Source organism: Paenibacillus oryzae, assembly GCF_001675045.1.
Lineage (GTDB): Bacteria > Bacillota > Bacilli > Paenibacillales > Paenibacillaceae > Pristimantibacillus > Pristimantibacillus oryzae.
The window spans coordinates 1-22,248 of sequence record NZ_LYPA01000029.1 but is presented as its reverse complement, the minus strand read 5'-3'; the positions used below and the strand labels follow the sequence as shown (position 1 = coordinate 22,248).

Sequence of the window (22,248 nt, the reverse complement as noted above, 5' to 3'; positions counted from 1 at the left end):
TGTTTCTCCGTCCGCTATTTATTCCACTTCACCAGCCAGCTCATTGGCTTCAACGACAAAACGGTCAACGTCCCCGGCGGCAATGAGACGGTCGAGCGTTGCATTAATAGCGTCCAGAAGCTCCTGGTTGCCCTTTTTCACCGCCGCCGCAAAACCCGTTTCTTCAATAGGCTGTTCAATGTCTATTGCGGAAAGGGCGATGCCATCCTGCGTGGTCAAATATTGCTCCGCAACCGGTCTTTCCACAATTAATGCATCCACGCGCCCGCTGGTCAGCTCCATGATCAGCTCCGGTATTTTCGCCAGCGATGTCAGCTTAGCTCCCTCAATCGCTTGAGCTATCCCCTCTTGAGTCGATCCGCGTTGCACGCCAATTTTTTTCCCCTTTAAATCATCGACAGTGCTGTATTGATCCGCGTTTTCCTTTTTGACCAACACGCCTTGGGTAGCATTGTAATAGATGCTGGAGAAATCGACTGCTTTCCTGCGTTCATCATCCGGGTTCATGCCGGCGAGAACAAAATCCACTTTATCCGTATTCAAGGCCATCAGCAGGGAGTCAAAATCCAGGTCCTGAATTTCCAGCTCCGCTCCAAGGTCCTTGGCAATTTCCTTGGCAATTTCGATATCGAAGCCAACGATAGTGTCCACGCCGTCTTTTATGACCTTGAATTCAAACGGGGCGTAGTCCGCGCTTGTGCCAAGCACCAGCTTTTCGTAAGAAGGACTGGCAGGCTCCTCTGTTGCTTCGCTTGCTGGACTTGGTTCGCCTGTAGCCGACGGGCTTGGGGAACTGTTGCTGCCGCTGCCGCCCCCATTGCCAGAGCCGCAGGCTGCGGCTGCCAGCATCACAATCATTGTTACGATCAGTACAAGTCCCTTCTTCATTCCCATCTCTCCCTTTTTAAATTGTCTATCTTGCCTTGCAAACAACAATTTGAATATTGTATACAGTATACATGTATATTTATGTTAGGAATTATAACATCACTATCATTTGTCGACAATAGTTTTTTAGAATTTTGACCTTGTCTTACGTAAATATCTTATTCTATGTAATATTACCTTGCGTTATGACTCTCCCCAAGGTGAGAATGGCCAATTTTCTTGTACTGAACAGGGTCGAGTGCTAAAATGAAGCTTGAACAAAGGGAGCAAAGGAGATTAGCCTATGCAGGCGCCCAAATATCAATCTTTAAAGGATCATGTATACCATTACATCGCTGAAAAAATTCAGGACGGAACGCTTCAGCCTAATCAAAAAATCAACGAGGCCGAAATTTGCAAACGTCTGGACATTAGCCGCACGCCAACACGCGAGGCGTTGTTTCAGCTCGCTTCCGACAACCTGCTTGTTTACATTCCCCGAAGGGGCTTTACGGTAAAAGCCTTTGATTCCAAAAAAAAGCTGGATTATTCGCAGATTATCGGCGTTCTTGACGCCTTGGCCGCAACGCTTGCGGTGGAGCGCCTCAAGCCCTCGGAGCTGATGCGGATGGAGGAATTGGTGGACAAAATCGATGCAGATATCGACAAGCGCTACTTCGAGGATTATTACAGCGATCAATACCGGTTTCACGAGATTTATACGCTTAATTGCGACAACCCGACCTTGATCGAGCTGCTGGGCTCTATGAAAAACAGCTTTATCAAGCAAGCCTACACAAGCGACGACAAGGAAAAGCTTGCAAGAGTGCTAAAGCAAGTAAACGGCGAGCACCGCAAAATAATAGATTTGTTCCGTACCGCCAATAAAGCGGGGCTGGAGGCTGCCCTGCAATACCACTGGCGCATCATCGACGACGAAATGCTGTAGAGGTAATCAAAAAGTCCGCTTTCCATTACGCAGAATGCCTAGCGGCTTCAGCAGCATCGAATATGGAATTCAGCCGCTACGAAATTGAAAGCGGTCTAGGTCGATACGTCCGTTTGGGTCTGTGGGGACGCCTTCACCCTCCAAAAACAGCATTTGCTTAAAACGGGATTCGTCATCCATGATGGCGATTTCCCCTTTTGCATTGACAATTCGATGCCATGGCAATCCATGCTTTTCGCTCATGGAATGAAGAATCCGCACCACCTGCCTGGCTGCGCGCGGGCTTCCCGCCATGCCTGCCACTTGGCCGTATGTCATGACGTATCCCTCTGGTATATTTTTTATCACTTCAATGACTCTTTGCGTGAATGGCTGCATGCCGTCATCCCCCTTCTCCACCCCATTTTATCTCATCCTGGACTATCTGTCCGCCCCTGTCTGTCAATCTCGCAAATACTGTTAAAAAAATCATAGATTTTGTAATCGCGATTACTTTTTTTCTACAAATTCTGATATATAATGAGATCAAAAGAAAAGAAGGGAGGCGACAACATGTTCCCAGTACCACCGACCCTTGACAAAGGAAGCAAAAACGGAAGCAAAATCCTGAAAATCAGCATTCTGCAAAAGCTGGCGGCAAGCGAGCAAATCAGAACAGCACCAGCAAAATAAGGCTGCATTATGGCAGCAAGGCACTGGCCGTGTTTGGCAGGACACAGGGGTGCCTATTTTTTTTGGAAAATGGCGGGTGACGTATGGGTTATTATGTTCAGGAGTGCAAAACAGAGTTTTATGGGCAGGTTTACGCCACTTACCTGCTTAGCCATTATGCGGATTTGAAGCTTCCCTACTCTTTTTCCATGGCCTTTCAATTTTTGACCAGCCCTTTGCTCGTTGGCTCCGCCTTTCTCTGCTTCAACGATCAGGATGAGGTAGTTGGCGCCTTTGGCTATATTCGCGGCACAGGAGAAAAGAACTATGAGGACACCCATGTCGCACAGCTTCAAATTATTCATTTGTCGGAGGCTCATCGGGGAGGAGTCCTGCTGGGAGTAGCGCTTCAAGGACTGATGGAGCAGGTACGGGAGCAAGCCGAGGAAATCCGGCACTTCCATTTCTGGGTGCCTTCAAAGCTGGGTCTTCATCGCTTATGCAGCAAATTGGGCGAAAAAAAGGCCACCTGGGAAACATCTCAAGGGGAAATCGAGGAGTATCATGGCAATGCGGCGGATTGGAAAGCCTATGCCGACAGGCTGAGCAAAAATGAACATCGAAATGGAGGCATGACGGAGTGACCGTATCATTCAGGCTTTGCGCAGCCAATGAGGATTATGCAGCTTATTGCCAGTATTTTATCCAGCACCGCAAGCAATTTCATGCCTCCTATAAACTCGGAGATGCCATAGCACATCTGATCGAATATATGCAGGAAGCGCGGATTGTTCTTGTCCTGAACGACATGGAGCAAATTGTGGGCGCAGGCCACTATATGACCGTTGATGAGGAACAGCAATTTGACGAAAACGGGACAACCGCGTTTATTCCCACCACCATTTTAAGCCCGGGCTATCGGCAAAGCCGCGTTTTTTATACGGGTCTGCGGGAATTTGTGCGGATCATTTTGACAGATGCTCCACAGGTTAACAAGCTGCGATTTGAAGCTCAGTCAGACAATGCCTATCTCAATCGGCTCTATAGCAAGTTCGCCTCTCCAATCGGGGAGCAGGACGGTCCCTTCGGGAACATGATCGTCTACTCCGCCGACGCAGAAGCAATCAAAATTTATCTACGGTTATCTAGCTCTCGCGAGCAATAGGGATCAGGTGCCGCAATACGTCACATATCTGCCGCATGCGCCGTCCGACGGCGGACCGTATGCCTCCTGCTCCTCTGTGTAGGCAAAAGGCTCGGCAAGCACCGCAAGAAGCCGCTCCATTACGCTGTAGTCGCCGTTTTCTTCAGCCGCCTCCAGCGCTTCCTCGACACGATGGTTGCGAGGAATAACGGCAGGATTGTTTTGCTTCATCAGCTCGAAGCTGTCTTCCGCCGACTGCTCCTGCCGTTCCTTGCGAGAGCTCCATGCCTCCAGCCAAGGGGCAAAACCAGGGTTACCGGAAAGCGCCGTTTCCTCAGGCTTGCCCAGCGTCAGCAATCGAAAGGTATCTGTATAATCCGCTTTGTGCTCGCTCATCAGATCGAGCAGCCTGCCTGCCAGTTCAGCATCCCCCGCTTCCGAGCCGAACAGCCCAAGCTTGGCGCGCATCCCGCGAAGCCAATGCTGCTGATATTGCTCTTCAAAACGCCCTATTTCCGCTTGGGCGATCTCGATGGCAGTCTCCCGATCGTTATCCAGCAGCGGTATAAGCGTCTCGGCAAACCTTGCCAGGTTCCAGGCCGCGATAGACGGCTGGTTGCGATAAGCATATCGCCCTTCGCTGTCAATGGAGCTGAAAACCGTATCCGGATTGTACGTATCGAGGAAAGCGCAAGGGCCGTAATCAATCGTTTCGCCGCTAATAGCCATGTTGTCGGTGTTCATGACGCCATGCACAAATCCAACCAGCATCCATCCCGCAATCAGCTCCGCCTGACGAGCTATGGTTTCCCTCAGCAGCAATAGCGCAGGGCCCCCGTCTGTACCCGCATTGGGATAATGCCTATGCAGCGTATAAACCGCAAGCTCCGCAACATCCTCCGTTTTGCCCCACTGAGCCGCATATTGAAACGTCCCGACCCGAATATGGCTGGCGGCGATTCGCGTCAGTACAGCCCCGGGAAGATACGACTCGCGCACAATTTCCTGACCCGTCGCTGCTACGGCCAAGCTGCGGGTTGTCGGAATGCCAAGCCCGTGCATCGCTTCGCTTATGATGTACTCCCGCAGCATCGGCCCCAGCGCTGCCCTGCCGTCTCCGCCGCGCGAATATGGCGTTCTTCCGGCCCCCTTGAGCTGAATGTCAAGCCGCCGTCCGTCAGGCGTTACATGCTCGCCAAGAAGCAGCGCCCGACCGTCGCCCAGCCGATTGAAATAGCCGAATTGATGGCCCGCGTAGGCTTGCGCCAGAGGGTCCGCCCCTTCCGGCACGGCATTGCCTGCCAGCTCCGCAATTCCGTCTGCATTGCCAAGCTTTGATGCATCCAGTCCCATGGAAGCAGCAAGCGGAGCATTCAACACGGCAAGCGCGGGTTTCGAGACGGCCGCAGGCTCCATTCGGGTATATAAAAAGGAAGGCAGCTTGCCGTACGTATTGCTCCAATTCCAACCAATACCGCTATCCTGTTGCTTCATATCCGCCATTTCCACCCTCCTATATTTTGGAGCTATTATACCCTAAAAAAGGATGGACACCAAACTCTACAAGCCTTAAACTAAAATTGTAAACATTTTACTTTTTGGACTGATGAAAGGTTTAATTTCCCAGGATTTAAAATACCTTCGAGAGGAGCGATATTTTGAAGCCAGAAATTATCTTTACAGTCGACCTTGAGGATTGGTTTACGGACGGCAGGCATATTACAATGAACAGCTGGAATGATTACGAGCTCAGGCTGGAGTCCATCGTTCACCGGCTGCTCGAGCTTCTGGCGCTTTATCGGTGTACAGGAACCTTTTTTACATTAGGCTGGATTGCCAGAAAAAGACCTCGCCTTATTCGTCTCATTTATGAAATGGGTCATGAAATTGCTTCGCATGGCTATGCCCACGAGCTTGTCTATATGCTCTCTCCAAGTCAATTCAGACAGGATATAAAAACCTCCAAGGAAGTGCTTGAGGATATCATCGGAGCCCGTATCCGGGGTTATCGGGCCCCCTGCTTTTCGATTACCGACTGGGGGTTGCAAATTTTAGAGGAAGAAGGCTTTTATTACGATTCTAGCATCGTGCCCTCCACCTACCATGACATGTACTCCAGACTTTACACCTCTGTCGAACATCCCTTATTTCCTATTTCCATGCAGCTATGGGAGTTGTCGATGCCTGCCCTTGGCATTGGTCGCGCAAAGCTGCCTTGGGGAGGCGGCGGATTTTTCCGTCTATATCCCTATTCCATTTATCAGTATGGCATTCAAGCCTGGCTTTCCTCCGGCAAACCGTTTGTTTTCTATATTCATCCTTATGATCTGGACCCCGGCCAACCTAGACAAGCCCACCTTTCCGGATACCATTACACCCGGCGATATTATGGTCTGCAAAGGGCCGAGCACAAGCTGGCGAAGCTGCTAAAGCAGTTTAAAGGCCGTTCCATTGTTGAATGCTATCCTTTCCTTCAGCACCGCGAGCAGCCCAAGCGAGTTACGCTATGAATCAAGCCAATTGCCACCACCAAATTCTTCTCGACAGATCCCTTCTGTCAGCCGCAGCTTATTTCTTCTGCCGGGATGCCGGGTTAATACACCGCTACGGGCTTGAAGAGCCTGCCCAAGAGCTTGTCCGCCTGTTAGCGGACGCTGGAGTTTTATCCCCCCAAATGTCTATCGACCGCAGCTTTGGATACGCCTGCTACGAATATTACCGTCAGCAATATGCTTCGGACGAACTGGATAGCCAATTGCTGGAGGCAGCTGCAAATCGAAAGAACATACTTGATTTGTGCTGCGGACCCGGAGCTACGATTCACGCTATATTGCGGCTTTATCCGGCGGCGACTGTTTACGCCCTTGATCAAAATGACTATTATTTATCGCTTCTCCGCAGCACGCTGGCTGCAACAGATCGTGACAACAGTCAGGTGATTATCCAAAAAGGCGATGCGCATCGGGTTCCGCTTCAGGATCAAGCTCTGGATTTTATTGCATGCAGAACTTCCTTACAATACCTGAACGTCCCCGTCGCCCTTCAAGAGATGTTCCGGCTGCTGGCGCCCGGAGGCCGCTTGTACCTGATCGTTCATGGCCCAGGCTATTTGCCGGACTACTGGATCGCCCGCAACCAATGGCGCGGACAAGCCCAACGCCTTCTAAGCGTTTGGAAACAGAAGGGCAGCCTGCCGCCCCCCACGACAAGAGGATACCGGTTCCTGTCATTTGGCCCGCTAAAAAAGAAGCTTGAGCAAATGGGCTTTACTGATGTAAGTTATTCAGTCAGCAAGGATTGGCTGTTTGCCGGCCATTTACCCGTCTATTACGCCGTGACAGCTGTTCGACCCTGACTGACAGAAAAAAGGCGCGGGGCCTGTCGTTATTAACGACTTGCTCCGCGCCCGTGCCAGGCCATTAATTGGATTTCCACTCTTCTCTTTCGTTGACCAAGTCGTAATGATGGTCCAGGCTCGCTTCTGCGATATCATGGTAGGCCCAATGCGTTTCCGATACGTCAGACCATGCAGGCGATTCCAGCTTGTACAACGGTCCGCGCCTCAATAAACGGTTAATAATGACAACGGCCTCAGACCGCTTCAAATCGCGATTCGGAGCAAATGTGCCGTCCTCATATCCCGTCATGATGCCCGATGCCGCAATTGCATCAATTGCGCTGGCTCCCCAATGGCTGCCTACATCGCTTATAGCCGAAACAGCGCCCTTGTGCTCGGTAAAGCTTAGCTTCTCATAACGAGCAGAAAATAAAGCCATCTCCGCGCGTGAAATGATGCGTTCCGGCTTAAATTCGCCATCGGGATAACCCGTCATTAATCCCATATCCACCGCAACGCTGATATAGCCAGCTGCCCAATGAGCTGGCGCAACATCATCAAATCCCGTTGACAGGCTCTCGATAACCTCAGACTCCAATCCAAGTCCGCGAACCATTGCGGCAGCGAGCTGCGCCCGGCTAATGCCCCGTTCAGGCTTGAAGGCGCCATCGGGAAAACCATTCATGTATTTCCCATGGAATGGAGCGATGGAATCCCAGAAAGCCTCCAGATCCTGATTGCTCCATTGCAATACAGCAATCTTGTCTCCCACTTCAGCTTCTGCGCTTACCTTTAACGAACCATCGGTCAGCTTCACTACTGTGCCTTTTACCAGCTTGCTTGTTCCGTCCGCCTTTTCGATGTAAAGAGCAAGCTGGCTGCCGATATTCCCCTTTACGCCCGATGCTTCAATTCCCTTTACAGGCAGCGATACAGTGACTGCCCGACCGGAGAGCGAACCTCCGATTTGAACGGGAACGCCTACAATAGTTGGAGCCTTCAGACTGCCTATTGCCGCTTCCACCTTATTAATCGTTTCAGCGGAAGGTTTCCAGTTGGCGGATGCCCCGATTGCATCAATTGTAATAGTAGCTGCACCGCTGATGTCCGCCAAGGATTTGGCCGGAATCATTACCGTTCCCTGGCTGGTTTCAACCGTGATGGCAATGCCCTGGTTTGCAAATAAGGATGGCGCGCCTGCTTCTAATGTTACTTCTGTAGAGCGAACCTCATTGTTTTTGTCGGGAATAACGATTTTGATGCCGTTTTGACCCTTGTCCCGCACCTCGGCGATAACATCTTTTACCTGTTCGGGAGCAATGACAATGCTGTCGAATCTGCTGCCGTCCTGGCTTATGGAGCGTTTTACTTCGACATCCAGTGCCGTTGTAGGGTCAGCGTCATTATCGGAGCCCAGATTTGCTTTAATCGTGGAGCTACCGATGTTGGATGCCGGTGTATACGGATAGTTTTGCAGTTCTACGATTGAAAACGTACTGAATTTATCAATTTGAATTCTGATCCCGATTGGTTCATTTTGAGCGTTGAATACGATTGTGCCTTGCTGCATTTCCTTCTCGCCATCGCTATGAATGATATGCACGCGCAACCGGCTCAGGTTTACACTGGCAATATCAATTCCGCTTTTGCTAAATGGAATCAATAAATCCGTGGCATAGCCGCTGTAATTTGTATCAATTTCCAGGGGATTCCCAAGCACCGATACCAGCATGGAATCATATGCGGATGGAATCTCTTTTTTCACTTCCTGCTTAGCGGACTCCTGCTTAATCGGCACCAGACGGAAAAACAGGTCCAGATAGTTTTGTTTCATAGCCTCAATCTGAGCCGCATCCAGTGTCAAAACGGCATATTCCGTCTGAACGTTCAGCTTCAATCCTCCATCGGCTATTGCCGCAACCGCTCCGGCAGGCACCTCTACGGCTATTTCTTCAGGGGCATCGCCCGGCAGCTCGTCAATGAGAACAATGACCTCCTGAGCGCCGCTGCCTGCAGCGCCGGTCAATTCCTCCGCTTTAGTCTGTGTAAAGATGACTTTGTCGATATTGGATTTGCCGCCGCTGTTATCCGTTACTTCAATTCTGCGAATAGGCAAGGTTGCTACTGTATCGTTTCCATCAGACACCTTTACGTTACGAATGTAATCCGTATTTTCTACTTTTTGTGATCCGCTTGCTTTAACAATCAGCAAGAAGGTCCGCATGGCCTGCTTGCCGTTTTTGGAAACGGAAGCTGTCAGTACAACGCTGGTATCCCTGGCCTGCCGATGAATAACGCTAACGATTTCGTGGTTCGTCGGTTCGTTCAATTCAATGACGGAAGGTTTACTGGAGGTCCAGCTGATTTTGGTTCCATAGTGACCCGCTGTAAGCAAGAACAGCGGCGCTGTTACGCTTTCCCATGTATCTCCCTCAGAGAAGCCGATTTTCAGCAGCTTGGCTGCATCATTGACGGCATCGTCATCCGATTTTAATGCTTGCACGACAACCGCTATGCTTTCCGCACGTCCTTTTTCCGTAATGGTCAGCCTCAGCGGCTGCTCATGCTCCAGCTCTGCGTCAACCATCCATTCCACAGTACCTGCAGCATCGCTTTCATTAACAGCACGTCCAATAATTTGTCCTTTTTCATCATATGCGGTTACGGTTGCCTTAGGCGGAACCGATGGAACTTTTATTGTTCGTGTATTTACATCAGCCGATGCCCCTTCCATAACAGGAGCGGCAGATGGCTCCAGCAAAGCCACTGCTGTGACAGCCGCGCTTTCGCGTTTGCGGAATTCCGAGAGGGTCACCTGTATGGACTGCCCGTCCAGCAGATCAACATCGGCTGCAACGATAACGGAAGCCATTTCCTCCCCATCGTTAATCCCTGTGCCGATAAGCTCGCCTCCGGCTGTGTATACTCGTACAGTTGCACCCGCAGGAACCCGTTGAACCGTTACTTCATCTGTTGTCGCGTTAGCCACAACATCCGATACTTCTGCAGCGGCAGTAGGCTGCTTCAGAGCCGTTGCCGAAGAAGGCTGGCTTTCCTGTTTCCGCACCTCGGTCAGGGTCACCTTAATAGCTTGTTTATCATTCAACTCGCCTTCAATTGATACGGTTACCGTTGCAGTGGAACCCGCGTTATTGACGGCTGTGCCAATCAGGACATTCTGATCGTTATATACATTGACTGCTGCACCGGCTGGCACTTGCTTCACGGCCACCTTTTTTGTTGTTGCATCCGCCAAAATAGTTCCTTCATCCGGAGCATAGGACGGCTCCCGAACGGCAGTAGCTTTAACTGGGTCACTCTCTGCTTTTTTGAGCTCGGTTACAGTAACGTGAAGCTCTTGTCCATTCCTCAAAACAATCTCAACCGCTACGCGAACCTCTCCCGATAAAACGCCTTCGTTGCTAGCCGTTCCAATGAGCTCGTCCGTATCGGCATCAAATACGTTAACGATCGCGCCAGGAGTTACATTACGCACAATTACGGTATCGTTCGTTGCATTGGCAAGCACATCATTACGCGAAGGTGCAGCCGAAGGGTCCTTAACTGCCCGTACAATAATCCCCGGACTTTCCAGCTTGTTTTTTTCCGTTATTGTTATTTTCACTTGTTCGCCAGCAGGTAGGCCCGAGGCAATGGAAACTTCGACCTCGCCCGCAATGCTTCCGCTACTGGTTATTTGGCCAATCAGCTTACCGGTGGAATCGTAGACATATACAGTCGCACCGGCTGGCACTTGCCGAACCGTCACTACATCAGTCGTAGCATTGGCAAGAACGCTTCCTTCAGCGGGCGTTTCCGTTGTTTCTTTGCTGGCAATGACGGATACCGTTCCGCTCTCCAGCTTCCTGTCTTCCGTAATGGAAATGAAAACCTCTTGCTGATGCTCAAGACCACCTGGAATCATCACCTTTACGGTACCAGTCGCGGGATCGCTATGAACGGCAGAACCAATAATTTCAGACTGCTTGTTCAACACTTTAATGGCAGCGCCCAGAGGAATCTGGGTCAAAACGATTTCATTCTCCGTTGCATTAGCGACAATGTTGGCCGGATCCAGCGTCTGGGATATCTCCTTCGCCGCTTTGACCGGGATCGTGTCGCTTTCTGCTTTTTTCACCTCGGTTATGCTCACATAAATGGTCTGATTTTCTTCCAGACCGCCATCCACGGGAATAATCAGGATATCCGTACTCTCTCCCGTATTGGAGCCTCTTCCAATTAAGTCCCCTGTTCCGTTATAGACGGAAACAGCAGCCCCCGCCGGAACGTCTTTTACCGTTAACGCACCCGTTGTTGCGCTTGCGAAGGTTTGCTCCGATTGCAGCGGTTCAGTAGAATCATATACCGCCGTTACATCAGTAAGAGGACTCTCTGCTTTGTTTGGTTCAGTCAACGAGACTTGAAGCAGCTGACCTGGCGCAAGGCCCCCGGGAACCGCCAATTGAAAAGGCTCAAGGCCTTCCGTATTCGTGCCGGATGTCAACAAAACATAGTCATGGCCAACTTGGCCGTATACGCTGACAGTTACACTGACCGGGACGTTTTTCAAAGTAACAACGCCCGTTGTAGCATTTGCCGCAATATTTTCAACCGAAGGGGCTGTCGACGGGTCATAGTTAGCCGTCAGGTTAACCGGCTGGCTTGCTGGCTTACCGACTTCCGTCTGAACAACCTTAACAGGCTGTTTGTCACCAAGACCGCCAGGGATCGATACCTCGACAGGCCCATCCGTTCCTCCTGTATTGACGGCAGTACCTATTATTTCATCATTTTCGTCATAAACCTCAATCGTAGCCCCCGGGGGCACGTTCTGAACGGTCACCGTTCCCGTCGTTGCATTCGCTGCGAGATCGGAAGCTTGCGGCGAGCGGCTGATTATCATATCAACCACATAGCTGCTCACTTCGCTGATCAGGCCTTTTGAATTTATTGCTCTCGCAGAAATGGTTGTATTTTCGCTAATGGTAATAGGTCCCGTATAAGACTGCCAATCACCGTTGCCCAGCTTGTACTCTACCGTTGCAAGAGGCTCTGCCGTAATTGCCGCCACCGCGCTGGTCGGAGGAGTAGAAGCCGTTACATTTATGGTTGGACTGGAGGGAGGTATTTTGTCGGTATCGGGGATATCGCTCAGCTTCTGTGAGTTATGTCCTGTACCAATCGTCGCTCCTCCTGTTGGGCTGCTCAGTTCAACCGTCACCGTATTTGCCGGAACGGTAATGATTTTGTAAGTTTCGCCATCTGCAAAGGTAAGAGTGCCGGCGCCGATACCGGGACTTGCTACTTTTCCGTCCTCATCCTTTGCCGTCCAGCCGACGGTTGCCGTTCCGTCGCTGCCAACAGCCCGGTCAATCCGCACATCATAGCTGGCTCTTGTATTAATTTCCATTCGGCCTGGCCGGGCTTCACGGTCATTCAAGCTTCCAGCCTTGATGAAGACATTGGAATCATATGTCGCATCAGAACCATCCGCGATGGCCAATTTAATATGATTGACTACGCCAGCATTTACTTTAATGGAAACAGACATAACGACGGTCAAACCGTCCATTTCCGTATTTATTGCGTTAGTCCCTCGTGATGAAAGTTCATTGTTCACAAAATAAACGCTGTTTTGAGCGTTTGTTCCATAAGGATTTCCGCCATTCACTGTATTAATGGATACAGGAATAGGCGGTGCGGAACCGGGAACGATTGCCGCATTAACTCCATTCACAAAAAATGCAAAGGTATCATTATATTGAGAATTGGCATATTCATTGTATTCCTCGGACGAAAATACGTATTGAAAGGAAAGAGTATCCGAAGCCGGCACAAAATCAAATTCCAAAACAGCCGCATCAAACGTCCTTCCATTAATGGCCTGAGTTAAGTCAGCATCGCCTGCTGTATTATTCGTTGTGCTCGTATCGCTTTTTTTATTAGGCCCAACAACATCCACCGCTTTTCCGGTACTCAGAATAATACCGTCCTCAAAGCCGATAATGTCCTTTCCTCCCGTGAAGGTTCCAAATGCAGCGGCTGCGCCGGTTATTTTCAAGTTGCTGGCTGTAATGCCGCTGCCAACTATTTTATTGACGAGCGCGTTTACATCATTCTCCTGCGTAACCACCAGCCCGCCGGCAGCTTCAATTGTGCCTGTTCCAGGCAGCAAGGTTAGAAGCATAGCGACAATTAAACACATATTCAATATCTTTTTTCTACCTTTTTTCATGATCAGCCCTCCTGTAATCAGTCCATAGACCTATAGAGACTCAGGTCATATGGACTAATTATACAAATGAGTTCTGAACATGTTCTAAACATTTTAAATATTCTCTCTATCATTGTGAGCATGATCATAGAATTGTCTGGTTATGTTCAAAAAGAGAGTACATTGCTAAGCAATGTACTCCGCCATAATGGTGGCTGTATGAAATGGAGTAATACCCTCATCCAATCCGAATGTTGCTTCGGCTTCCGCCGCCGTAGAAACCAGCTCGCCTCTAGCCTCGGCATGCAGCAGGAACAGATCGTACAGGCTAGGCTTAACGATAGAGGTCATGGCGCGGCCGATGGCCGTCAGCCCGGATTGGTTGCCCTCGACATTATTATAAAAGCCCGGATGGCGCTTGAGCGCCAGGTCGCACCAGATTACTTGCCGCTTCTGGAGATCCAGAATGACGGGAATGGAAATTTGGGTGTCCGCTGCCAAATCAATTTTGTCCGCTACGGTTGCCGGTTCAAAAATTTCGCCGGAATCAGGGCGCCGCCGCATCATCCATCCCGCATAACATTCCGGCAAGTCGCAGAAGGGATGGCTGGTAAAGGAATTAAGAGATGCAACTACGTACCGGCCGCCATACTGCAGCACGGAAGGAATGTCGATATCGATAAATTCACATGCTCCTTTAGGCGCAGTCACGATATCGCCGCTATGGGCGGCTTTGTATTTAGCGGAACGCAGATTGGTATAGGAGATATGCTCCATGTACTCCCATTTGCTGTTATACATTACCGCAGACAAATCAATATCTACCCGGTCCGTATACACCCCGTTGGCCAAACCTTCCTTCCACCACAGAAAAAAACGGATCGTGTTGCCTTCCGGCATAGCCAAACGGCTGCCGCGAGACAGAGTACGCAGCGACTTGCTTGCAGATCGCATGGCAAATGGCACATTATGCTCCCTCAAGCGCTCGTCGATGTATACTTTACCGAGCGATGGCAGCTTGGCGAAACGGTCCAGCAAGGCCTCCCGGCACAAGGAAACGACGGACTCGCATATATCGGCAGCTAGACAAGGCAGCTCGTTTTTGATTGCAACAGCCTTTGCCACATTGCCCTTCGGAAAAAAGGTCCGCCAAGCGTTCTTCGACAAACGTCCGCCGAAGTGAGCCATCACCTGCAGCAGCACGGGCGTAGATACTTTTCCAGCCAGATCGCTGAACAAAATAATGACCTCGTAGGGCTCCTCATGCACTCGCAGCAGATGGTCAAGACGCCGAGCGAATTCGCCTGGGCGCTCTGCCAAAAGCTCTGCCGCCAGTCGGGGATTATGCCAACGCAAAGCCTGCTCAACGCGTCCGCCGAAGGTGTCGACGGTTTGGCCGCTGCGAAGGATGTCAAAAGCATCTGCGCTTTTCGGGTATCGGCTCCTGTATTCCGAAGGATGCAGAATTTCTCCCAAACGAATCCAGCGGTTACGATATCGCAGCATATCCTCTACAATTGTTCCGCATTGCTCCAGCAGGGACAACATGAATTTGCGCTCGCTGCGCTTAAATTTTCGGTAAACAGTATTTGCCGCCAAGCTCACGTCTCCATCCGACAATGCCGTTGCCAGGCGCAAAACATCCGTTGCCGTTTTAAAGTACTTTCCGATCTCTTCCCCCGTGGCTTTTCCGAACTTCATCAAAAGTCCCACTACAAATCCTACATTTTCTTTCAGCGGAATCTCTTGCGGCAGCAGCTCCGACACATCGTCTTCCATTTCAATAACGAATGCCAGATGCTCTTTGTCGGTCGGGGAAATCGAGCTTTTAGATCCAATCACATCTTTTATTGAATTAAAAAAATCCGTTTTATCGCCCAGCTCAATCACGTTAAGCTTGGCTGTTTTGGCTCGCGGCTTTTGGGACAACTCGGCCTTTTGGGAAGCTTCAGTTTGGAGAGCTTTGGTCTTTGGGCTGTCTTCTTCAAATGGAAGCTCCAGCGTGTAGTAATGAAGCATGGCTTCCAAATACAGCTCGGCATCCGACATGTCCATAACCTGCTTTGGAAAATCGGGGTACATTGGTTTATAGGTATGCTTCGCTCCCACCATTTCTTTAAGCTGGCCCTCAAGCTCCATGTAAAAAGCCGTAAAAGCTTCAACCGACTGCGTTCCCAGCACTGCCATCAGAGACTTTGAAAAAGTAAAGCCAAGTCTTTCTATATTTTTCATAGCGGATGCCAGATAGGTGCGGGGCAAGTAATCAACGCCCCATTCCATCATCACTTTCCGGCTTCTGCGCAAATAGATTTCATTATAAATGCTCGACATAACAAGTCGCCCCCTTGTCGTTCAGGTTCAGAAAGTAAGGCACAAGCAGGAGAGCCGCATCTCTAAAACACCAAGTTTGTAAGAGAAGGAAGAAATGCGATAGCCTGCTTGTGTGTTAAGGAAAGCTGCCACCCTAATGGGTTAGGGTCAAGAAGGAAGGATGACAATAGCCTTAAACCCACTTTATCAGGAGGCGCCCCCTCCGAACACGGCGAAAGTATTACAACCCGGATTTTTTTACCAGGATTGAAGCAATAAACTCCCCCCTCAGCTAAACATCATATAGAAGCAGGAGAGCAAATTAACGAGTCCGTGCATAAGCCAGCTAGGCACTATAGAGCCTCCGCTCAGCTTTTCATTTATAAACCCCATGCACCAGCCGGCAAAGGCGGTCAGTACGGCTACGGCCAACGCGTTGACTGTACCTGCAGTACCCGCCAGCATCACAGCATGAAGCAAACCAAACAACGAGGCTTGGATAACATTGCCCAGGGCAAAGCCAAATCGGCGGCTCAGCTCCTTGCCCAGAAAACCGCGAAAAAACACTTCCTCCGACAAGCCCGTTTGAAGAAGGGAATACACTAAAGCGGGAAACACGGCAGACAAGCCAGCACCGTAAAATTGCGAGCTGGCCAAAACGTTTCCATCCAGTACAAATGCGGTCATAAAAAAACCAGGAACGCAAAGAGCAATTATACTTCCGATAAACCAGAAGACAAATCGCCTTCTTCCTGTAATGACCGGTTTTTTTAACCCAAGCCATTGGAAAAATGAACGATGTGACTTCCTCCTAAGCAAAAGCCAATATCCGAATGTAATAACAGAAAACAAAACCAATTGAATCAATGCGCTTATTATCAAATCCAACCCCATCATCATTTCTCCCCCCGCGGCATTGTGTTTATATAGCCTATCAGAAAAAAAGCGCCTTCCCCAGCCGGAAGGCGCAACTTGCAGAAATTATGGAGCAATTGGCAATACGGCCGTCATTTTGAACCTGCCATTTTCGTAGCGGAAAGCAACACTTCCTTGCAGCCGTTCCACGCCATATCGAATGCTATCCAATCCAAAACCGGGTTGCTCTCCTCCTCGTTTGCTTGAGAAGAAGGAGGCCCTCCCAATATGTTGCGTCAAGCTGGCGGCATTGCTGAGTGACAGGTACAATAGCCCTTCCTGATACGCCAACTGTAATAGAATCAAAGGCTCCCCGGCGCTTCCTCTCTCATCATGGCTCAGACGCAGCACGCCTTCAACAGCATTGTTCAGCGCATTTCCCATAATTAGCGCAAGCTCGATTTCCTTATTCATCAGCCCCAAATCGGACGGAATTGCCGCATGTACCTCAACAGCTATGCCACGGCGCGCGGCTTCTCCTATTTTTTCATTGCAAATGCTATCAATGACGGGGTGTCCCGTAGAAATAAATTCAGGTTGTTCATCACCGCCAGACGTGTATCGCGCGATTAAATCCGACAAGTAGCTTGCGGCAGCCGTTTCATCCCCCGTAATATTCCCAGTATTCACAGTATTCCCGGTATACTCGGCAATCCCGGCATTTCCATTGCCTCTTGAGCTGCCCGTCCCTTTACTGCCTTTCAGGAAAGCTTCTAATCCGTTAACCAAATGTTTCAGGTCGTGCTGCAGTTTTTCGTTTTTGCGATTTTCATCCAGCTTGCGCGCATACTCCTTGATTTGAAGCTGGAGGAGCAAATTATTCTGCTCCAGTTGAAGTCTGGTTATCAACCGCTGGTACAGGAGCATAACGGCTATATTAATGACTAAAATCGCAGCGCAGGCTGCCACAAAACTGCCCGAAAGCTTCATTTGCAGCGTATCGCCCAGCTTCCCTTGCCCAGGCAAACCTGCGAGCATAATAAATAGGGAGCTCGCAGGCACCAGCCCCAAAATACCCCAGTCCTTGTCAGGCAAAGAAAACGGACTGCCTGCTTTAAATAAACGAAGCACTCCAACTACGGCAATTATTCCTCCCAGCACTAATAGAAACGGCAATACCTGCAGCAGCGCCCACTCTCTATCGCCGCCCCAAACCCCCAAGCGGACAAGCCCGCCTCCTGCGTACAGCGCCATCATTTCGATGGACAAGGTTACGGCCATATAAAATAACGCAAAAAACAGTTTTTGCAGCTTGCTTCCATCAAAAAAATATATCGTTATGAGGAAGTATGCGGTCAGATGTACACCTGTGCTATAAAGGGGGGACAGGTCGGCCATCAGGATGGATTTAGCCAGGTAGAACACGGCCAAAGCGGAAATTAAAGCTCCTGTCCTTCTGCGAAGAAACAGAAAATGCCTGAAAAACAGCCAAAAGGCAATTCCCTGAGGCAAATATACAAGTATGACCAGAAGAGGCAGCAGCCAAAGCGGCATTGGATTCATTTCGTTTCCCATCTACTTCAATAACCTCTTCTCCAAATAACGATGATAGCTCAAAATCGCTTCTCCGCTTCTGGCCCTGCTGACTGGAAGCACTACGCCGCTTATCAACGCTACTTTGTCTTTAGCGACACTTCGAGCATATTGCCAATTAACCAAATAGCCGGTATGAATACGGCAAAATCCGTGAGGCGCCAGCTTGGCCTCCAGCTCTCCGATTTTTCCATAATACATGCAAATGCCCTCTTTGGCTGCTATAATCAGCTTTTTGCCCCGTTCGACCGTAACGTACATAATATCGTCGCTCTTGATTTGCCAAGATGTCTGCTTATAGGTAAATTCCAGCCAGTTGTTCCGCTGCAATAATTCCTCCACCGCTTTAATCGCCGCCGCTTCCAGTCCGGCTTTATCAACCGGCTTCAGCAGATAACGGAATGGCCTTACCTCAAAGCTCCTTTGCATATATTGGCTATGGCTGGTCACAAAGAAAATAAGCATATCCCGATCCCGTTTTCGGATGATCTCCGCTACTCCTATACCGTCGCAGCCCGGCATTTCCATATCCAGAAATAAAATAGGATAAGCAACCTTTTCAAGAGCATGAAGAAGCCCTTCTCCTGTTTCATAGATATCTATTTTCAAATCCATATCGTTCATATCCGAAAAAATACCCTCAAGCATTTGCTCAAGCCTTGTGGCATCATTTCTATCATCGTCGCAAATTGCAATGGTCAGGTTCATTTTGAAGCCCCCTCCCTTATATTATAAGGGCTGGAACGGCAGCCTTCCCTCTATTTTGTCACAGCGAGTGATACTTATGGTATAGATAAAATGTTCGATCCCTTATCTATAGAAAGATTGATATAATAATATAAATATGAACAGCGATAACCAATCACTTTACTTTGTTAGGAGAACGGCAGTGGATCAGCTTATAAAAGAAATAATCGCATTTCGCGATGAAAGAAACTGGGGACCGCATCATAATCCCAAGGACCTGGCATTGTCGTTAACGCTGGAAGCCAGCGAGCTTCTGGAGCTGTTTCAATGGAAAACAGGCGAAGAGGCCGTCCGAACAAAGCAAACAGAAATTCGGGAGGAGCTGGCGGACGTCCTGATTTACGCGCTAACGCTGGCCCACGACCTAAACATCGACGTTGCGGAAGCCATTCGGAGCAAAATGCTCAAAAACGCTATCAAATATCCGCGGCCTGAAAGCAGCGGCTCTGTTTGACACTCTGCGCTCACCGGAATAAGAAAAGCAAGATGCACCAAAAAACAAGCCCTGGCGTGATTTGCAATCACTAACCAGGGCTTGTTATGTGTACTACTTCACCAGCAAAATACTACTTCACGAGCACAAGCTCGTTATCCAGCTTCAAGGCTTGCGCTGTCGAAGCATGAATGCCTTCTATCAGCTCCGGCTTGTTTGCCAGCGCGATGCCATAGGACGGCACCATCTCTTTAATTTTGGGCTCCCATGCCTTCAACTGCTGCGGGAAGCATTTCTCAATGACTTCAAGCATAACGGAAACAGCCGTTGACGCGCCCGGAGAGGCCCCAAGCAGAGCAGCGATAGAGCCGTCTGCAGCGTTAATAACCTCCGTGCCGAACTGCAAAACGCCTTTGGCGTTTGGGGTGTTTTTGATGACCTGCACACGCTGACCCGCCACGACCAGCTCCCAATCCTCGCTTTTGGCATTAGGGACAAACTCCCTGAGCGCTTCCATGCGCTGCTCCTTCGATTGCAGCACCTGCTGAATCAAATATTTGGTGAGCGACATGTTTTTGGCCCCTGCCGCAAGCATGGTAACCAGATTATCCGGTTTGACGGAGGTAATGAGGTCCAGCATAGAGCCGGATTTCAAAAACTTTGGCGAAAAGCCGGCGAATGGCCCAAAAAACAAGAGTTTTTTGTTGTCAATATAACGGGTGTCCAGATGCGGCACAGACATTGGCGGAGCGCCAACCGGCGCTTTACCGTATACCTTGGCTTGGTGAAGCTCCACAATTTCCGGCTTCCGGCATACCATAAAAATGCCGCTTACCGGGAAACCGCCGATCCCCTTGCCCTCCGGAATGCCGGATTTTTGCAGGAGATGCAAGCTTCCGCCGCCACCGCCGACAAATACAAATTTAGCGGAATGACGATGAACTTCTCCGCTCTCTGTATGTCGGATTTTCAGGTCCCAAGAGCCGTCCGTATTACGCTTCATATGGTCAACACTGCTTTTATATTGAATATCGACATTTCTTTCCTTCAAAGATTGGAACAGCATACGAGTCAAGGAACCAAAATTGACATCCGTCCCCGACTCAATGCGGGTGGCTGCCAGCGGAGCGCCATCGGCCCGATCCTTCATAATAAGCGGAATCCATTCCGCCAATTGCCCCGGATCATCTGAAAACTCCATGCCCTTAAACAACGGATTGGCGGTGAGCGCCTCAAATCTCTTTTTCAGAAAAGCCACATTTTGCTCGCCTTGAATCAAGCTCATATGCGGCAACGGTTTAATAAAATCTTGGGGATTATTAATTACACCGCTATTCACCAAATAAGCCCAAAACTGCTTGGACACCTGGTATTCCTCGTTTACCTTGATGGCCTTGCTAATATCGATGGAGCCATCCGGTTTTTCCGAGGTGTAATTAAGCTCGCATAAGGAAGCATGGCCAGTGCCCGCATTGTTCCACTCATTGGAGCTTTCTTCCCCTGCGCTTCCAAGCTTTTCATAAACGGTAATACTCCAGTCCGGAGCCAGCTCCTTCAACAGCGACCCCAACGTTGCGCTCATGATTCCGGCACCGATTAAAATAACATCTGATTTGGTTTGTTTGTTGATCATGTTAACCGTCCTGACACTTTTATTTGAAGCAAGGATGTAAGCGCTACCGATCAAACACTGTCAAACCTCGGACAGAGCATGCCCCGCTTCCAATCTGTAAACTTTATCACACCCGATTGCCGGCTCGTACCAGCCCGTGTGAATCAACTATTCTCTATTATATGATAGTTGTTTGCTATTTAAAAGCTGGAAAATTCATACCAAGACGCATGTTCGACAATTTACCGTCAAATTAATGCCTAAACTCTACGAAAAAAGGAGATTAGCCGGTTTTCGCCGTCTACCTCCTTTAATTGCGCTTGTGCAGCATAGGCTGATTTATAGTAGAATTACCTTCCGTTACTCGTCCACTGCTGCTCGCCCGTCAAATATTTTGCTGTCAGCACCGATAACAGCTCTATGCCAACCTCGTTTTGACCGCCTTCGGGAATAATCAGGTCCGCATATTTTTTTGATGGCTCAATAAAAGCCTCATGCATCGGTTTAACGGTTGTCAGGTATTGCGTATGAATGGAACGGATGGTCCGCCCACGCTCCTCGATATCGCGAAGCACGCGGCGCAGGATGCGCACATCGGGGTCTGTATCAACAAATACCTTGATATTCAAATGCTCGCGAAGATTTTCGTCAGATAACACATGCAAGCCTTCGATAATAATGATATTGTTTGGCGCAAGCTCAACCGTCCGGTCAGAAAAACGCTCATGCTTCGTAAAATCATACACCGGAGCGTAAGAGGTTTGACCATTCTTAAGCTGGTTCAAATGCTGAATCAGCAGATCGTTGTCAAATGCCAGCGGATGATCATAATTAATAGCTTCACGTTCTTGAAATGTCAGATGAAGGTTGTCTTTATAATAATTATCCTGCGAAATAAACGTAACCTTGTCGGAGCCTAGCCGTTCGATAACGGAACGGGCTACCGTTGTTTTGCCGGAGCCGGTTCCACCGGCAATCCCAATAATAAGCATGAGTAATCAAAAGCCTCCCTGAACGAACATCCTTGCAATTCCAATATTGTAGCATAGAGGGACAACAATTACACCCGAGAACCGCCATTCAGACATGGCGAACAGGTGAAAAAATAAAGGAGCTTGCACTCGGCAGCTCCCGTCCTCTTATTTTTTCAACGAATCGATTTCCTGCTCTGTCAGCCCCGTCGCTTTTGCTATTGTGGCAACATCTATATTCAGGGCAAGCATGTTCCGGGCCACCTCTTTAATTCCAGCCTGTTTACCGGCTTGCATACCGGCTTGCATACCGGCTTGCAATCCAGCCTGCTTTGCCCCCTCGAGCATTGATGCCTCATCATGAAGATATTTCTGCCTGGCTTCGTACAACCGGCGAGCCTCCGAGTCCTGGCTCAAGTATTGCAACGTATCCATCGCTTTTTCCAATCCCGGTTCATTCATCTTCAGCACCTCCCAATAATTATAATAGCCTCTCGGCATTCGCCAAGGCAGATGGGACAAGGGATTCCTTGAACCATCATTATTAGCATCCTCCTACTTATGT

16 protein-coding genes and 1 pseudogene are annotated in these 22,248 nt (G+C 49.4%); 6 read left to right on the top strand and 11 right to left on the bottom strand.

Features of this window, described 5'->3' with window-relative positions:
• Positions 1-18 precede the first annotated feature (18 nt).
• Positions 19-888 carry a transporter substrate-binding domain-containing protein gene (locus A7K91_RS03375; protein WP_068679678.1) on the bottom strand — a complete coding sequence of 290 codons (870 nt, stop codon included), beginning with the start codon at positions 886-888 and terminating at the stop codon, positions 19-21.
• A 283-nt stretch (positions 889-1,171) separates the two neighbouring features.
• On the opposite strand from A7K91_RS03375, the gene A7K91_RS03370 reads away from it, so the two are divergent.
• A complete protein-coding gene (locus A7K91_RS03370) occupies positions 1,172-1,816 on the top strand; it encodes a GntR family transcriptional regulator (RefSeq protein ID WP_068679676.1) in 645 nt (214 codons plus the stop codon).
• Between the two features lie 69 nt (positions 1,817-1,885).
• On the opposite strand, the gene A7K91_RS03365 is transcribed toward A7K91_RS03370, so the two are convergent.
• Positions 1,886-2,194 carry an MGMT family protein gene (locus tag A7K91_RS03365; protein WP_068679674.1) on the bottom strand — a complete coding sequence of 103 codons (309 nt, stop codon included), beginning with the start codon at positions 2,192-2,194 and terminating at the stop codon, positions 1,886-1,888.
• A 377-nt stretch (positions 2,195-2,571) separates the two neighbouring features.
• Between A7K91_RS03365 and A7K91_RS03360 the strand changes: the two genes are divergently transcribed.
• Positions 2,572-3,111 carry a hypothetical protein gene (locus A7K91_RS03360; protein ID WP_068679672.1) on the top strand — a complete coding sequence of 180 codons (540 nt, stop codon included), beginning with the start codon at positions 2,572-2,574 and terminating at the stop codon, positions 3,109-3,111.
• The gene (locus A7K91_RS03355; RefSeq protein ID WP_068679671.1) at positions 3,108-3,632 is read left to right on the top strand and encodes a hypothetical protein; all 525 of its coding nucleotides are present in this window, start codon (positions 3,108-3,110) and stop codon (positions 3,630-3,632) included. The genes A7K91_RS03360 and A7K91_RS03355 overlap by 4 nt, the downstream gene beginning before the upstream one ends.
• 3 nt (positions 3,633-3,635) lie before the next feature.
• Here the strand turns inward: A7K91_RS03355 and A7K91_RS03350 are convergent, their stop codons facing one another.
• Positions 3,636-5,114 carry a protein adenylyltransferase SelO gene (locus A7K91_RS03350; RefSeq protein WP_068679669.1) on the bottom strand — a complete coding sequence of 493 codons (1,479 nt, stop codon included), beginning with the start codon at positions 5,112-5,114 and terminating at the stop codon, positions 3,636-3,638.
• Positions 5,115-5,269: 155 nt separating this feature from the next.
• Here A7K91_RS03350 and A7K91_RS03345 point away from each other — a divergent pair, with 155 nt between their 5' ends.
• Positions 5,270-6,121 (top strand): polysaccharide deacetylase family protein, encoded by an 852-nt coding sequence (locus tag A7K91_RS03345; protein WP_082967204.1) that lies wholly within the window; start codon positions 5,270-5,272, stop codon positions 6,119-6,121.
• Positions 6,118-6,966, top strand: a complete 849-nt coding sequence (locus tag A7K91_RS03340; protein ID WP_068679665.1) for a class I SAM-dependent methyltransferase — start codon at positions 6,118-6,120, stop codon at positions 6,964-6,966. Before A7K91_RS03345 ends, A7K91_RS03340 begins: the two co-directional genes overlap by 4 nt.
• A gap of 64 nt (positions 6,967-7,030) precedes the next feature.
• On the opposite strand, the gene A7K91_RS03335 is transcribed toward A7K91_RS03340, so the two are convergent.
• From A7K91_RS03335 to A7K91_RS03315, 5 genes are all read right to left on the bottom strand, one after another.
• Positions 7,031-13,183, bottom strand: coding sequence for a choice-of-anchor L domain-containing protein (locus A7K91_RS03335; RefSeq protein WP_068679663.1), 6,153 nt, complete (start codon positions 13,181-13,183; stop codon positions 7,031-7,033).
• 165 nt (positions 13,184-13,348) lie between these two features.
• Complete coding sequence (locus A7K91_RS03330; RefSeq protein WP_068679661.1) at positions 13,349-15,493, bottom strand: TerD family protein; 2,145 nt, start codon at positions 15,491-15,493, stop codon at positions 13,349-13,351.
• A 267-nt stretch (positions 15,494-15,760) separates the two neighbouring features.
• Positions 15,761-16,372 (bottom strand): CPBP family intramembrane glutamic endopeptidase, encoded by a 612-nt coding sequence (locus tag A7K91_RS03325; protein ID WP_082967202.1) that lies wholly within the window; start codon positions 16,370-16,372, stop codon positions 15,761-15,763.
• An 81-nt stretch (positions 16,373-16,453) separates the two neighbouring features.
• Entirely contained in the window at positions 16,454-17,902 is a 1,449-nt protein-coding gene (locus A7K91_RS03320) for a GHKL domain-containing protein (protein ID WP_068679658.1), read from the bottom strand.
• A complete protein-coding gene (locus A7K91_RS03315) occupies positions 17,903-18,628 on the bottom strand; it encodes a LytR/AlgR family response regulator transcription factor (protein WP_068679656.1) in 726 nt (241 codons plus the stop codon). It abuts the gene before it with no gap.
• Between the two features lie 181 nt (positions 18,629-18,809).
• Here A7K91_RS03315 and A7K91_RS03310 point away from each other — a divergent pair, with 181 nt between their 5' ends.
• Positions 18,810-19,121 (top strand): nucleotide pyrophosphohydrolase, encoded by a 312-nt coding sequence (locus A7K91_RS03310; RefSeq protein ID WP_156739285.1) that lies wholly within the window; start codon positions 18,810-18,812, stop codon positions 19,119-19,121.
• Between the two features lie 112 nt (positions 19,122-19,233).
• Here the strand turns inward: A7K91_RS03310 and A7K91_RS03305 are convergent, their stop codons facing one another.
• From A7K91_RS03305 to A7K91_RS03295, 3 genes and pseudogenes are all read right to left on the bottom strand, one after another.
• The gene (locus A7K91_RS03305) at positions 19,234-20,769 is read right to left on the bottom strand and encodes a malate:quinone oxidoreductase (protein ID WP_281198606.1); all 1,536 of its coding nucleotides are present in this window, start codon (positions 20,767-20,769) and stop codon (positions 19,234-19,236) included.
• Positions 20,770-21,062: 293 nt separating this feature from the next.
• Complete coding sequence (gene udk, locus A7K91_RS03300; RefSeq protein WP_068679651.1) at positions 21,063-21,704, bottom strand: uridine kinase; 642 nt, start codon at positions 21,702-21,704, stop codon at positions 21,063-21,065.
• A 147-nt stretch (positions 21,705-21,851) separates the two neighbouring features.
• Positions 21,852-22,160: pseudogene (locus A7K91_RS03295) on the bottom strand (Rpn family recombination-promoting nuclease/putative transposase); the annotation flags it as partial.
• Positions 22,161-22,248: the final 88 nt, after the last annotated feature.

Bases quoted from the DNA above. Each gene is read 5' to 3' on its own strand.
- A7K91_RS03375 (WP_068679678.1), bottom strand. From the start codon at position 888: ATGAAGAAGGGACTTGTACTGATCGTAACAATGATTGTGATGCTGGCA.
- A7K91_RS03370 (WP_068679676.1), top strand. From the start codon at position 1,172: ATGCAGGCGCCCAAATATCAATCTTTAAAGGATCATGTATACCATTAC.
- A7K91_RS03365 (WP_068679674.1), bottom strand. From the start codon at position 2,194: ATGCAGCCATTCACGCAAAGAGTCATTGAAGTGATAAAAAATATACCA.
- A7K91_RS03360 (WP_068679672.1), top strand. From the start codon at position 2,572: ATGGGTTATTATGTTCAGGAGTGCAAAACAGAGTTTTATGGGCAGGTT.
- A7K91_RS03350 (WP_068679669.1), bottom strand. From the start codon at position 5,114: ATGGCGGATATGAAGCAACAGGATAGCGGTATTGGTTGGAATTGGAGC.
- A7K91_RS03340 (WP_068679665.1), top strand. From the start codon at position 6,118: ATGAATCAAGCCAATTGCCACCACCAAATTCTTCTCGACAGATCCCTT.
- A7K91_RS03335 (WP_068679663.1), bottom strand. From the start codon at position 13,183: ATGAAAAAAGGTAGAAAAAAGATATTGAATATGTGTTTAATTGTCGCT.
- A7K91_RS03330 (WP_068679661.1), bottom strand. From the start codon at position 15,493: ATGTCGAGCATTTATAATGAAATCTATTTGCGCAGAAGCCGGAAAGTG.
- A7K91_RS03325 (WP_082967202.1), bottom strand. From the start codon at position 16,372: ATGATGATGGGGTTGGATTTGATAATAAGCGCATTGATTCAATTGGTT.
- A7K91_RS03320 (WP_068679658.1), bottom strand. From the start codon at position 17,902: ATGGGAAACGAAATGAATCCAATGCCGCTTTGGCTGCTGCCTCTTCTG.
- A7K91_RS03315 (WP_068679656.1), bottom strand. From the start codon at position 18,628: ATGAACCTGACCATTGCAATTTGCGACGATGATAGAAATGATGCCACA.
- udk (WP_068679651.1), bottom strand. From the start codon at position 21,704: ATGCTTATTATTGGGATTGCCGGTGGAACCGGCTCCGGCAAAACAACG.